Raw genomic sequence first — 13,589 nt, 5'->3', positions numbered from 1 at the left:
AGCGCTTTATGAAGTGATGGGCGGCAAGGACTGTGTGGCACAGCCGTCATCGGCTGTGCGATGCTCTTGTAACATATTGATTCTACAATGGTTATAGAGTGAGCCGAACGAACTTCCCGCCGCTGTACGCCATCCTTGATGCTGCGAGTTTTGCTCGGGCGAGGGACCCGAACACGGCGATGGCGAAGTTCGCTCGCGCGCTGGTGAAGGGCGGAATGCGGCTCATCCAATACCGCAACAAGACGGGCAGCACGCGGGAGATGCTGCAGCAGGCGCGGGCCATCCGGAAAGCGGTCGGGCGGCGGGCGCGGCTCATTTTCAACGACCGCGCCGACCTCTGCCTGGCGGCGCGCTTCGACGGCGTGCACGTCGGGCAGGAAGATCTGCCGCCCGTCGCGGCGCGCAAAATCATCGGTAAGCGCCGCTGGCTGGGCGTCTCCACCCACAACCGGAGGCAGGTGAGAGAAGCAGACCGGAGCTCTGCCGACTACATCGCCATCGGCCCGGTGTTCGCGACCCGGTCCAAAGCCAAGCCCGACCCGGTGGTTGGCCTGGCCGGGGTCCGGGCGGCGCGCCGGGCCACCCGGAAAACTCTGGTTGCCATCGGGGGCATCACACGGGCAAACTGTCGGGCAGTCCTGGGGGCGGGAGCGGATGCGGTGGCGGTGCTCTCCGACCTGCTAGGGTCTCCGCGCAAGTCGGCGGAGGAGTTTCGAAAGCATCTGAAGAAGAAGGAGCTCAAGTGAGCACTCCCGCTGCCGCACGCGCCGCAGCCGCGCCAGAACCGGAACTGGTCAAGGGACTGGGCCTGACCAGCGCCACCACGCTGGTGATGGGCTCGATGATCGGCTCCGGCATCTTCATCGTCTCCGCCGATATCGCACGCCTGGTGGATTCGCCCGCGCTGCTCATTGCTGCCTGGATGGTCACCGGATTCCTCACGGTGGTGGGCGCGCTCTCCTACGGCGAACTCGCCGCCATGATGCCCAAGGCCGGCGGCCAATACGTCTTCCTGCGCGAAGCGCTCGGCCCCTTGTGGGGCTTCCTCTACGGCTGGACGCTCTTCCTGGTCATCCAGACCGGCACCATCGCCGCCGTGGGCGTGGCCTTCGGCAAGTTCGCGGGCTTCTTCTTTCCTTCCATCGCAGCCGACAACTGGATCTGGCACATCGCCAAGGTGCCGGCCTTCCACCTGGGGCCCATGGTGCTGGGCAACATGGACGTCGGATTGAACACCCAGAACCTGGTGGGGATCGTCAGCATCGTAGTGCTGACGGTCATCAACCTCTTCGGCATCAAGATCGGCGCCCTGGTGCAGAACGTCTTCACCTTCGCCAAGGTTGCGGGACTGGCGGCAGTGGTGTTCCTGGGAATCTTTGTCGGCCGCAACGCCGAGGCGGTGGCCGCCAACTTCTCGAACTTCTGGCGCAACGCCTCGCTGGGCGCGCAGCACGAGGTGGGCGCCGGCATCTTCGTCGGCACCCTGACCGTGCTGGCGGTGGCGCAGGTGGGGTCACTGTTCTCCGCCGACGCCTGGAACAACGTTACCTTCGCCGCCGCCGAGGTCCGGAATCCGAAGCGCAACCTGCCGCTGGCGCTCGCTCTGGGTACGGGCACGGTGATCCTGCTCTACGTGCTGGCCAACGTCGCCTACCTGAACGTGCTGCCGCTGCACGGCGACAAGCATGCGAACACGCTGATGGGCCGCGGCATCCAGTACGCCACCGACGATCCCGAGCAGGCAGCCCTGCATCCTGAGGCGGCCGCGGACCGCGTGGGAACGGCGGTGATGCTGCAGATGTTCGGCGCCACCGGCGCGGCGCTGATGGCGCTGGCCATCCTGCTTTCCACCTTCGGCTGCAACAACGGGCTCATCCTCTCCGGGGCGCGTGTGTACTACGCTATGGCCCGCGACGGATTGTTCTTCAAGTCCGCAGGGAAGCTCCATCCCACCTACAAGACACCCGTCATGTCTCTGGCGGTGCAGGCGGTATGGACCTGCGCACTTTGCCTTTCCGGCACCTACAACCAACTGCTGGACTACATCATCTTTGCCGTGCTGGTGTTCTACATCCTGACCATCGTGGCGCTGTTCGTGCTGCGGCGGACGCGGCCGGATGCCGAGCGGCCTTACAAGGCCATTGGCTACCCCGTGCTGCCCGCGATTTATATTTTGATGGCTTTATTCATTGATGTAGTCTTGTTGCGCTACAAGCCGCAATTCACCTGGCCGGGGCTGATTATTGTGCTGTTGGGCATCCCGGTTTATTTTTTGTGGTCGCGCGGCGCGGCAGGGAAGAGGCCGGCACGGGCCGCGTAGGAATCCAAGGAGAGACGAGCGGATGGCAAATCTGCTGGCAACCAAGCCCCTGGACGTACTGATGGCGGAGGCGGGCGATACCAACGAACACGGGCTGAAGCGCGCCCTGGGTCCCCTCAACCTGATCACCCTGGGCATCGGCGCCATCATCGGAGCCGGCATCTTCGTGCTCACGGGCGAAGCGGCCGCCCAGTACGCCGGGCCGGCCATCATGCTCAGCTACGTACTGGCGGGCATCGGTTGCACCTTCGCCGGACTGTGCTACGCCGAGTTCGCCGCCATGATCCCCATCGCCGGCTCCGCCTACACCTACGGCTACGCCACGCTGGGCGAGATTTTCGCCTGGATCATCGGCTGGGACCTCATTCTGGAATACGCCTTCGGCGCGGCCACGGTGGCCTCCGGCTGGAGCAGCACGCTGGTGGCCTTCCTGCAGGACTACGGCATCAACCTGCCGCCGCAGATCTGCGACACGCCGGGCTCGGTGTGGGTGATGTACCAGGGACGCTGGGCGCCACTGAGCACGCTGACGGGCGTGCTGGAGGCCGCCCACGTCAATGCCGACTCGCTGCCGCACGCCGTCGCCGCCTTCAATCTGGTGGCCTTCCTGGCCATCATGGCGGTGACCACGCTGCTCATCGTGGGCATCAAGGAATCAGCCAACTTCAACACTGTCGTCGTTTTCATCAAGCTGATCGCCGTGGTCACCTTCATCGTGGTCGCCGGCTTCTACGTCTTCGGGCATCCCGACGTGGCGCGGGCGAACTGGAAGGAGTTCATGCCGCCGAACACCGGTAGCTTCGGCAGCTTCGGGTGGTCGGGGGTGCTGCGCGGCGCGGGCGTGGTCTTCTTCGCCTACATCGGGTTTGACGCCGTCTCCACCGCCGCCCAGGAGGCCAAGAACCCTCAGAAAGACATGCCCCTCGGCATTATGGGGTCGCTGATCATCTGCACCATCCTCTACCTGCTGGTGTCGGGGCTGTTGACGGCGGTGGCGCACTACTCGCGGCTGAACATCGGCGCCCCGGTCTCCCTCGCCATCCGGGAGACGGGGGTGAAGTGGGGCAGCTACGTGGTCAATGCGGGAGCCCTGGCCGGCCTGAGCACGGTGATGCTGGTGATGTTGCTGGGGCAGTCGCGCGTCTTCTACTCTATGGCCCACGACGGCCTGCTGTGGAAGTGGGCGGGCGACATCCATCCCCGATTCCGGACACCATGGAAGTCCACCCTGATCGTCGGCATCTGCGTGGCCTTCACCGGTTCGCTGGTGCCGATCGGCGACCTGGGCCAGCTGGTGAGCATTGGAACGCTGCTGGCGTTCGTCATAGTGTGCGCCGGAGTGCTGGTGCTGCGCAGGAAGCGGCCCGACCTCAAGCGCCCCTTCCGGACGCCCTGGGTGCCCTTCGTGCCTATCATGGGCATCCTGGTCTCCCTGGCGCTGATGCTGGGGTTGAAGGGCGTCACTTGGCTGCGCCTGGTGATCTGGCTTGTCATCGGCCTCGTCATCTACTTCACCTATGGAACCAAACACAGCCACGTGCAGCAGGCGCTGGCGGCCGGAGGCTCGGGCGGCGCAGGGAAGTAGGACTGGTTTCCTCGTAAGGCCCTCCGCGAAACGGCGGAGGGCCTTTTTGCTTTACAATCGCGCCCGGAGACAGGCGTGAAGCCGCTGCGCAACCTGAGAGTCGTGGGGCTGGCCCTGCTGGGACTGGCGCTGGTCGGGACCGCCGGCTTCCACTACCTGGAAGGCTGGTCCTGGTTCGACTCGTTCTACATGGTGGTCATCAGCTTGACCACGGTCGGCTATCAGGAAGTGCATCCGCTCTCGCACACCGGGCGCATCTTCAATCTGGGGCTGCTGATCTCGGGCGTGGGGCTGGTGTTCCTGGGTATCGGCGCGCTCACCCAGGCTTTGCTAGAATTCGAGCTGCAGCAATTCTTCGGAAGGCGCAGGATGGAACGCGACATCTCCCGGCTTTCGGACCACTACATCATCTGCGGCGCGGGGCGCGTGGGGCGGGCCGCCGCGGCGGAACTGGCGCGCAAGCCGGTTCCTTTCGTGATGGTGGAGAACAATCAGGCCAGGCTCGACCGCCTGAGTGAAGCCTGGCTAGTGCTTTCCGGCGACGCCACCCAGGAAGAGACGCTGCGCAAGGCGCAGATCGAGCGCGCCCAGGGGCTGGTGGCCGCCACCACCACCGACGCCATCAACATCTATATTGTGCTGACCGCGCGGGGCATCAACCCGCGGCTGAAGATCATCGCCCGGGCCAGCGAGGAGGGTGCGGAAAAGCACCTGCGCACCGCCGGCGCGGATTTCGTGGTCTCGCCCTATTCCTTCGCCGGACACCGCATCGCCCAGTCCTTCCTGCGGCCCAACGTCCTCGACTTCCTGGACATCGCCACCGCCCACGACCAGAAGCTGGAGGTGGAGATCGAGGAGGTCCTGGTGGAAGAAGGGTCGCGCGTGGCCGGGGTGAGCATCGGCGACTCCAGGATCCACGAGAGTATGGGCGTGATCATCCTGGCCATCAAGCGCGCGGGCACGGCGATGAGCTTCAACCCCGCGGCCAGCGACCGCATCCAGAGCGGCGACAACCTGATTGCCGTGGGACAGGCCTCCGGGCTGCGCCAACTCGAAGAAGCCGCGGCCGCCGGCGGACGCGGCGCCGGAAGCTGAGTGAAATCCCTGCCATGAAGATCGTCACCGCCGCCGAGATGCGGGAGATCGACCGCATCACCACGGAAAAGTTCGGGGTCCTCTCGCTCACCCTGATGGAGAACGCCGGCAGCGCGGTAGCCGAGTTTGTCCTCGAGGAGTATCCCGAAGCCAAGCGCATCGGCGTCCTCTGCGGCAAGGGCAACAATGGCGGCGACGGCTTTGTCGCCGCGCGCAAGCTGCACGAGGCCGGCCGGCAGGTGGATGTGCTGCTGCTGGCCGATCCCGCGGAGCTCAAGGGCGATGCGGCAGAGATGTTCCAGAAGCTGCCGGTGAAGGCAGTGGTGGCGCGCAGCGCGGGAGAGTTGAAGAGCGAGGCGGCGCTGCGAGTATTCAAGGCGGATGTCCTGGTGGACGCCATCTTCGGTACGGCGTTCAAGCCGCCCGTGAGCGAGTTCCACAAGGAGGCGTTCCAGAACATCTCCGTTCACTGGGAGCGCTGCGTCGCTGTCGATATCCCCTCCGGGGTCGATTGCGACACCTTTTCTCCGGCGACCGAAAGCAAGGAAGCCTACCTCCAGAGCTGCCGAGAGCGTGTAAAGGCTCAGCATTGTGTGACGTTCACCGCTGCCAAGCAGCGCCAAGTCTTCGATCCCGCGTTTGTCGACGGCCACATAGCCGTTGCCCACATCGGCACCCCCGAAGAGGCGATCCAATCACCCCTGCAGTTGCACGTAACCACTGCGTCGGACGCGATGCTCGGGTTATCCATCCGCTCGCCCTACGCGCACAAAGGTGTTTTCGGCCACGTGCTAGTGATCGGCGGGTCGATCGGAAAGACAGGCGCGCCTGCGATGGCAGCTCTCGCCGCGTTACGGTCCGGCTGCGGCCTGGCTACGGTCGCCACCGCCGCCTCTGCGTTGCCCATGGTTGCAGCCGTGGCGCCCGAGATCATGACCGAGCCGCTAGCCGAAACGGATGCCGGCACAGTCTCGCCCAAAGCTTTTAACTACGGGCGGATTGAGCAACTCCTTGCGGGCAAGGACGTTGTGGCGCTCGGCCCGGGGCTCTCGCGCCACCCGGAGACCGCGGAATTTGTGCGAGCATTTGTAAGCCGGTGTTCAATTCCAATCATCTTGGACGCTGACGGACTGAATGCGTTTGAAGGACACGCCTCCCTCCTGAAGAAACGCACCTGCGCGCTCATCCTCACGCCGCATCCGGGGGAGATGGCGCGTCTCTCGGGCCATCCCATCAGCAAGGATCCCGCAGATCGGATCCGAGTGGTGCGTGAGATCTCGAGTCAGTTCGGGGCAACTGTGGTTCTCAAGGGTTTTCGGACTCTGGTCGGGACGCAGGACGGCGAGGTCTGGGTCAACCCGACAGGCAACCCAGGCATGGCGACCGGCGGCACCGGGGACGTGCTCACCGGCATCATCGCCAGCCTGGTCGCGCAGGGGAAGGATTGGGCGTCCGGCAGAGGGCCGGAACCTACCAGCATCACATCAGCGGTCTACCTTCATGGTCTGGCCGGAGACTTGGCGGCTGACGAGATTGGTGCCGAAGCCATGATCGCTACCGACCTGATCCAATATCTCCCGGCAGCTTTCAAGGAACTCCGTGGCCGCGCTGACCAAGACCTCCAGCGAATCACCTGATGCCTGTGTACACCACCCATTCCGCCGCCGAGACCGTCGCCCTCGGCCGCAGGTTGGCCGCTCAGCTCAAGCCGCCGAAGCTGGTGATACTCCGCGGGGAGTTGGGCGCGGGGAAAACCACGCTGGTGAAGGGCATCGCCGAGGGATTCCACGCCGCGGCCGAGGAACAAGTCACCAGCCCCACCTTCACGCTGATTCACGAATACCGCGGACCCAAGGCCAACGTCTTCCATGTGGACCTCTACCGGGTGGACACCGAGCGCGAGCTCGAAACCCTCGGTCTGGACGACCTCTTCGACCGGCGCAGCGTCATCCTGATCGAGTGGGGAGAGAAGTTCGAGCGCTTCGAGCGCGAGCGCGACGCTGAAATCGTGTTGGAGCGGAAGAGTGAGAACGACAGGAAGATCGTTTTCACCACGGAGTCGCGGAGGCGCGGAGGAAGAAAGGAAAAAGGAAGAAGTAAAAAGGAAAAAGTGAAGACCGGGCGTCGTCAATAGGCTGGGTTTCCCTTTCCCTTTTTCCTTTCTATTCAGAATCCCATGATGTTGTAGCCGCAGTCCACGTAGAGGACCTCGCCGGTGATGCCGGAACCGGCGTCGGAACACAGAAACACCGCGGTTGCGGCCACTTCATTCACATCCACGTTGCGCTGCAGCGGCGCTCGTTCGGCCTGGGCCTTGAGCATGTCGCCGAAGCCGGAGATGCTGCGCGCCGCCAGCGTCTTGATAGGCCCGGCGGAGATGGCGTTCACCCGCACGCGCCGCTTGCCCAGGTCGTAGGCCAGGTAGCGGACGCTGGCTTCGAGTGCCGCCTTGGCCACGCCCATCACGTTGTAGTGGGGCACGACCTTTTCCGAGCCGTAATACGTAAGAGTAAGGATGCAGCCGCCGTCTTCCATGAGCGGGGCGGCGGCGCGCGCCAGCGCGATGAGGGAATAGACGCTGACGTCGTGGGCGATGCGGAAGCCCTCGCGAGAGGTGGCCAGGAACTCGCCCTTCAGCTCCTCGGCGGGCGCGAAGGCGATGCTGTGCACCAGGGCGTGCAGCTTGCCGTAGCGGGACTTGAGCTGGGCGAAGAGCTGCTCGACTTCTTCATCGCGCGACACGTCGCACTGGAAGGCCTCCGCGCCGGGCAGGGCGGCGATCAGGTCCTTGGCCTCCTCCGCCAGCCGCTCGTTCTGGTAGGTGATGACCAGCCGCGCGCCGGCGGCCTGCAACGCTTGCGCAATGGCCCAGGCGATGGACCGCTTGTTAGCCACTCCGAAGACCACGGCGGTGCGTCCTTCCATCGGATTCGACACGGTGGTTGTCTCCTCGTGAAAAGCAATCGCAAAGGATAGCAGTTAGCCGCGCTCGCTGTCGTGCTCCGGATTCGCGGGGACGACCTCGCCGTGGGCCCGTCCAGCGCCGACGTCGAGCGGCAGCGAGCCTCCGGCCGCCACCAGTTCCGGCTCCAGGTAGCGCTCCGGCGGCGCCACCGGCCACATGGCGGTGACGGCGGCGACGGCGTACATCGTTGCCACCACAAAGAATCCGACGGAGAGCGCCAGCTTGTGCGCGGCGATACCGACCAGGTAGCCGAAGGCCATCTGTAAAACCGTCCCGGCGAAGTAGAAGGTGTTCTGCACCCGTCCCATGAAGTGCTTGGGGACGATCTCCATCAAGGTGCTGGAGATGGCGATGCCGCCCACGCCGCGCGCCGAGCCCATCAGCGCGTAGATGGCGACGGCGATCCCCAGCCAGTGGGAGAACGGCAGCACAAGCAGGCTGGCGGCCAGCAGCGCCATGGAGAATCCCACCGAGTGACGCGATCCCGCCTTACGTATGATCAGCGGAGAATACAGCACGCTCAGAAAGGCGCCCAAGCCCCATCCTCCGTTGAGCCAGCCGTAGCCCACGGCTCCGGCGTGCAGGATGCGGTCGCTGAGCGGCGCGGTGATCACGCTTTGCGTCAGCATGGCGCCGATGAACAGCGCCCAGCTCGTCCCCAGCAACACCACGTAGGGCTTCCCTTTGAGGAAGCCGATGCCTTCGCGCAGCTCGTGGAAGTAGCGCCCCACCATGCCCTCGGGTCTGGGGCCGGTCTCGGGGTGCTCGACCACGTGCCGGCCGCGGCGCACGAAGAGATAACAGAGGAACGAGGCCGCGTAGGTGGCGCAGTCGATCAGCAGCACGCCGCCCAGTCCGATGTGGTCGTACACGAAGCCCACCAGCGCGCCGGCCATCAGCCATCCCCCCTGCACCCCGGCCAGCAGGAAGGTGTTGGAGTGGACGAACTCCGACTCCGGTGTCATCTCCTGGATGAGGGCGGTGATGGTGGGCCAGAACATCCAGAAGCCGGTGGCCACCAGCATGCTCATCAGGTAGAGCTGCCAGGTGTGGACCGGGCCGCGCAGTGCCAGCACCGCCACCACCAGCACCACAGCGCCGCGGCCCAGGTCGAGCAGCATCAGCAGGTGGCGGCGGTCCTCGCGATCGATGATCACGCCGGTGAAGGGCAGCATGAGCATCCCGGGAAGCGTGGTCAGCACCGCCAGCAGCCCCAGGTCCATCTCCGAATGCGTCTTCTGCAAAATGGACCAGGTGACGGCGGCGGTGTTCATGCCGCTGCCCAGCATGGAGATGACGTTGGCGGCGAAAATGAAACGCAGCGGCCGGTTGCGGAGGATGTTGCGCACTTGGTTTACTGTAGCAAGAAATGGAGTGCGCCAAATGCGGCAGCCGGCTAGGCCGGAGAAAATTTATCGGCGGGGAAGACCCAAAACGACCCCATAATGGCCCCAGCAGGCTCCCCGTCCACGGGAGGTGGGAAGCTGCGCGCCTCAGCGACTCGAGTCCTGCGTTTGGCAGCGCTGGTGGGTTGTGCCGCGGTCCTGTGGGCCGGCACCCCGAGCGTCGGCCCTCCCAGTTCCGTCTCCACCGCCTACCTGCGCAACCAACTGGTCAGCTTCAACCTGGCCCCGATCCCAAAAGGCCAGCAGCCGTTCTCCTTCGGTCCCTGGCGGTTCGGCGCGCGGGTCTCCGACCGCAAGCCGCGCGATGCGCGGCTGAACCTGTACCTGGTGTCTCCGGGAGCGCTGCATCAGGCCGAGGGCTATGAGGACTTCGGCCACAACGACATCATCAACGCCCTGCCCCCGGAGGGCGCGGTGGTGGAGTGGGACGTCTATTGGGTCATCGTCCTCGACCCGGCGCTCCAGGAAGATATCCGCAGCGAGCAGGAGCTGATCGTGCAGGCCCAGGATGGATTCACGCCCGGCGACCTCTTTGAGTTCCAGGACGTCCCCGGCCACGCCTTCCTGCGCGCGTTCCTGAACATTGATTCGCTCGACGGCCTGGCGCCCTACCGGCTGAAGGATGGGCACCTGCCCCGGGTGCTCATCGTGCCCGCCGGCTTCGCCATCCGCGCCAGCGCCGCTCCGCCGGAAGCCGGCAACCCAGAACCTCCCCCGGCGGACGGGAAATAAGCCCCGACTATCCTTGCGCATCCCCGCTTCCGGGGGATAGGATGCGCGCGGGCGAGGATTTTTGCCCTTTTTCCCTCCTCGAGGTGAGCCATGAGGCTTCGAACCACCCTGCTGGCCTCCATGTTGGGTCTGATGCTGCTGGCGCTGCCCGCCTCCGCCCAGGTGAACAAGATTGTGATTCCCGCGGGGTCGCCGGAAGACCTGGCGCTGCAAGCCATCACCAACGAGCAGGACGCGCAGAAGCGCATCGCGCTCTATGAGGAGTTCGTGGGCAAGTTCTCCTCCAATCCAGCGGCGGTGGCCTATGGGAACTGGCAGCTCTCGCAGCTCTATCTGGCCGCCGGCAACGCCGCCCGGGCCCTGGAGGTCGGCGACAAAGCGGTCGCGGCCATGCCCGGGGAACTGGACTTGTTGGCCTCCCAGGTGACCGTAGCCCAGCAGATGAAGGACTACGCCAAGATCGTGGACTACGCCGCGCGCGGCGGCACGGCCTTCCAGGGCATCGGCAAGCAGCCCAAGTCCGAGGCCATGAGTGACGCCGATTTTGCCGCCGCAAACAATCAGTTGCGCGAGGAAGCCCGCTCCAACCACGAGTACATGGAGGGCGCCGCCTACAACGCTATCGCCGCTGAGACGGACGGCAAGAAGCGCATGAGCTACATCGAACGCTTCCATACCGCGTTTCCGGGCTCCCGCTATCAGGACCAGGTGACCCAGTACGCCATGATTTCGCTGCAGCAGATGAACGACCGCGCCGGCCTGATCGCCTTCGGAGAGAAGTCCCTGGCGGCCGACCCCAGCAACGTCACCACCCTGCTGCTTTTGGCCGAGACCATAGCCGAGGACGCGAAGATGCGCCCCAAGGCCCTGGAATACGCCCGCAAGGCCGTGGCCCTGACCAAGACCGAGGAAGCCGGCGCCGACCCCAAGAAGGCCCTCCTGGTGGCCAGCGCCCACTCCGTGCTGGGGTTTGTCCTGGTGATGCAGGGCAGCTACGACGCTGCCATCCCGGAGCTCAAGGCGGCGGCCGGCCCGCTGAAGGAACAGGATGCCGCCGAGTCCCGCATCCTCTATTGTCTGGGCCTGAGCTATGCCAAGCTCCGGCGCTACACCGAGGCCCGCGTTTATCTGACCCAGGCCTCCAGCATTCCCGGTCCTTTCCAGAAGTACGCGCGCGAGATGCTGGCGCAGGTAAATGCATTGCGCGCCAAGGGCCAATAAGACCTTAAGGAGACATTCAAGGATGGCGACCCCGACCCCGGCGGCAAACGAATCCCCCATCGAGATCACGCGGCAGAACTTCCGCCTGGCGGCCACCAAGCTCGGCTTGGACGCCGACACGCAGACCCTGCTCTCCACGCCCTTCCGCGAGATCCGGGTGGAGGTCCCGGTGCGCATGGACGACGGCAGCCTCAAGGTCTTTGAGGGCTACCGGGTGCAGCACAACGGGGTGCGCGGCCCGACCAAGGGCGGCATCCGCTACCACCCGGCGGTGGACATTGACGAAGTGCGCGCCCTGGCCGCGGCCATGACCTGGAAGACGGCGGTGGTGAACATCCCCTTCGGCGGCGCCAAGGGCGGCGTGGCCTGCGATCCCAGCAAGATGTCGCAGAAGGAGCTGGAGCGGCTCACCCGGCGCTTCACCTCGCGCATCCAGATCCTGCTCGGGCCCTACCGCGACATCCCCGCCCCCGACGTCAACACCAACGCTCAGACCATGACCTGGATCTTCGACGAGTACGGCAAGTCGCACGGTTACACTCCCGCCTGCGTCACCGGGAAGCCGGTGGAGCTGGGCGGCTCCCAGGGCAGGGAGCAGGCCACCGGCCGGGGCGTCTCCTTCATGGTGCGCGAGGTTTCGCGCGACGTCTGCCAGCAACTCAAGAACCTGCGAGTGGCGGTGCAGGGCTTCGGCAACGTGGGGTCGAACGCCGCCCTGCTCATCACCGCGCTGGGATGCCGCGTCGTAGCTGTTTCCGACGTGCGCGGCGGCGTCCACAATCCCGCGGGAATCAACGTCCGCGACCTGCTGCTGCATTCGAAGGCCACGGGCTCAGTGGTGGGCTTCCCGGGAACCGAGGCCATCTCCAACGAGGGCCTGCTGGAGGTGGATTGCGACGTCCTGGTCCCGGCGGCGCTCGAGTGCGTCCTCAACGGCGAGAACGCCCACCGCATCAAGGCCAAAGTGGTGGTCGAGGGCGCCAACCTGCCCACCACGCCCTCCGCCGACGCCATCTTCGAAAAGCGTGGCATCACCGTCGTCCCCGACATCCTGGCCAACGCCGGCGGCGTCACCTGCTCCTACTTCGAGTGGGCGCAGAACCTGCAGCAGATCTTCTGGGACGAGGACTACGTCAACCAGGAGCTGGAGAAGTACATGGTGCGCGCCTACCAGAGCGTGGCCGAGCGCGCCAAGAGAGAGAAGATGTCCCTGCGCACCGCCGCCTACTGCATCGCCGTGGAACGGGTGGCACGGGCGGAGAAGCTCAGGGGGACGTAGAGCCAGCCAGTGGCGAGGTGCGAGTTCGAGCAGAGAGGCCCGAGGAAGCCGGTCATCCTGAGCGAGTCCCCGAGCCCAGGCGACGGCGCCGGGGCTGTTTTTGGGTGGTGTCCCAATTTGGGGGTGTTCAATATTGAACGCCTTGGTTTCTTGCCCCCACTCGATTTTTTTCTGTTTCATTGGCGGGGGAATAGGGTAGAATCCATGTGTTCCTGGGCCGGAGGAGTTTGATCTGGCCATTTCGGGCCCCGTTTTTCCATACCTGGGTTTTTCATTATGTTGACTTTTCCGGAGGATTCCATGTCGCTTCGTGTCGAAGGTTCCGTCGTCCGCAAGGCAGTAGTCATTCTGGTTCTGGCGCTGGTGGCCGCCCTGTTGGTTCCCGCCGCGCTGGGGCAGAGTAGCGATCAGCCCGTTCCCAAAGTAGAAATCTTTGCCGGCTACGCCTGGATGAATCCGGGCGCCTCAGTATGGGATCCACCACCAGCCAGCTTCTTCTGTGGGTCCCTTGGATGTCGCTTGAGATCCATACCCTCAGGGCTCGGCACCAGCGCCACCATCACCGCGACCGACCACTGGGGCCTTACCCTCGATTTCGGTGCGCACTGGGGCCCGAACAGCACCATATACACGTTCATGGCTGGCCCACAGGTCAAGTGGCGTAGGGAACACGTCTCTCCCTTCCTGCACGCCCTGGTTGGCTACCATCACCTGAATTGGGCGGGCTTGGGCAGTGGCATCGGTTTGGCTGCGGGCGGCGGACTCGACCTCCACGTAAACCGCTGGCTGGACTTCCGCCTGATCGAAGCCGACTACATGTGGGCTCACCACAGTCAAGCCTTGTCGACCGAGTTTAGCGGGGTGCGCCTGCGCACTGGCTTGCTGTTCAAGCTGGGGGGGGAACGGGAGCTTCCCAAGAGTTGCAGCGTGAGCGTCGTGCCCATGGAAGTGATGGCGGGCGAGCCGGTGCAAGTCACCGCCAGCGG

Annotated in this window: 12 protein-coding genes; 10 read left to right on the top strand and 2 right to left on the bottom strand. The window is 64.9% G+C overall.

Features of this window, described 5'->3' with window-relative positions; all coding sequences use genetic code 11:
* The first annotated feature begins 98 nt into the window (after nucleotides 1-98).
* The 6 genes from thiE to tsaE all read left to right on the top strand — a co-directional run bounded on the left by thiE (nucleotide 99) and on the right by tsaE (nucleotide 7,134).
* Nucleotides 99-746 carry a thiamine phosphate synthase gene (gene thiE, locus VGQ94_06440; GenBank protein ID HEV2022151.1) on the top strand — a complete coding sequence of 216 codons (648 nt, stop codon included), beginning with the start codon at nucleotides 99-101 and terminating at the stop codon, nucleotides 744-746.
* Complete coding sequence (locus VGQ94_06435) at nucleotides 743-2,320, top strand: amino acid permease (protein HEV2022150.1); 1,578 nt, start codon at nucleotides 743-745, stop codon at nucleotides 2,318-2,320. The genes thiE and VGQ94_06435 overlap by 4 nt, the downstream gene beginning before the upstream one ends.
* 22 nt (nucleotides 2,321-2,342) lie before the next feature.
* Nucleotides 2,343-3,905, top strand: coding sequence for an amino acid permease (locus VGQ94_06430; protein HEV2022149.1), 1,563 nt, complete (start codon nucleotides 2,343-2,345; stop codon nucleotides 3,903-3,905).
* A 75-nt stretch (nucleotides 3,906-3,980) separates the two neighbouring features.
* A complete protein-coding gene (locus VGQ94_06425) occupies nucleotides 3,981-5,000 on the top strand; it encodes a potassium channel protein (GenBank protein HEV2022148.1) in 1,020 nt (339 codons plus the stop codon).
* A 14-nt stretch (nucleotides 5,001-5,014) separates the two neighbouring features.
* Nucleotides 5,015-6,637, top strand: a complete 1,623-nt coding sequence (locus VGQ94_06420) for an NAD(P)H-hydrate dehydratase (protein HEV2022147.1) — start codon at nucleotides 5,015-5,017, stop codon at nucleotides 6,635-6,637.
* Nucleotides 6,637-7,134 carry a tRNA (adenosine(37)-N6)-threonylcarbamoyltransferase complex ATPase subunit type 1 TsaE gene (gene tsaE, locus VGQ94_06415; GenBank protein ID HEV2022146.1) on the top strand — a complete coding sequence of 166 codons (498 nt, stop codon included), beginning with the start codon at nucleotides 6,637-6,639 and terminating at the stop codon, nucleotides 7,132-7,134. Before VGQ94_06420 ends, tsaE begins: the two co-directional genes overlap by 1 nt.
* Nucleotides 7,135-7,166: 32 nt before the next feature.
* Here tsaE and VGQ94_06410 read toward each other — a convergent pair whose 3' ends face one another.
* Nucleotides 7,167-7,925, bottom strand: coding sequence for an enoyl-ACP reductase (locus VGQ94_06410; GenBank protein HEV2022145.1), 759 nt, complete (start codon nucleotides 7,923-7,925; stop codon nucleotides 7,167-7,169).
* 54 nt (nucleotides 7,926-7,979) lie between these two features.
* On the bottom strand, nucleotides 7,980-9,314 hold the full coding sequence (locus VGQ94_06405) for an MFS transporter (GenBank protein ID HEV2022144.1): 1,335 nt from the start codon (nucleotides 9,312-9,314) through the stop codon (nucleotides 7,980-7,982).
* A 165-nt stretch (nucleotides 9,315-9,479) separates the two neighbouring features.
* On the opposite strand from VGQ94_06405, the gene VGQ94_06400 reads away from it, so the two are divergent.
* The 4 genes from VGQ94_06400 to VGQ94_06385 all read left to right on the top strand — a co-directional run.
* A complete protein-coding gene (locus VGQ94_06400) occupies nucleotides 9,480-10,103 on the top strand; it encodes a hypothetical protein (protein HEV2022143.1) in 624 nt (207 codons plus the stop codon).
* Between the two features lie 90 nt (nucleotides 10,104-10,193).
* The gene (locus VGQ94_06395) at nucleotides 10,194-11,324 is read left to right on the top strand and encodes a hypothetical protein (protein HEV2022142.1); all 1,131 of its coding nucleotides are present in this window, start codon (nucleotides 10,194-10,196) and stop codon (nucleotides 11,322-11,324) included.
* 22 nt (nucleotides 11,325-11,346) lie between these two features.
* Nucleotides 11,347-12,603: a Glu/Leu/Phe/Val dehydrogenase dimerization domain-containing protein gene (locus VGQ94_06390; protein ID HEV2022141.1), complete on the top strand. Its 1,257-nt coding sequence runs from the start codon at nucleotides 11,347-11,349 to the stop codon at nucleotides 12,601-12,603.
* Between the two features lie 300 nt (nucleotides 12,604-12,903).
* Nucleotides 12,904-13,589: hypothetical protein (locus VGQ94_06385; GenBank protein ID HEV2022140.1), on the top strand; the 686-nt coding region annotated here is incomplete at its 3' end.

This window comes from Terriglobales bacterium (genome assembly GCA_035937135.1).
Classification (GTDB): domain Bacteria; phylum Acidobacteriota; class Terriglobia; order Terriglobales; family Acidobacteriaceae; genus DASYVL01.
Note: the sequence above shows the minus strand (reverse complement) of the source record. Positions and strands in the feature narration are given on the sequence as shown.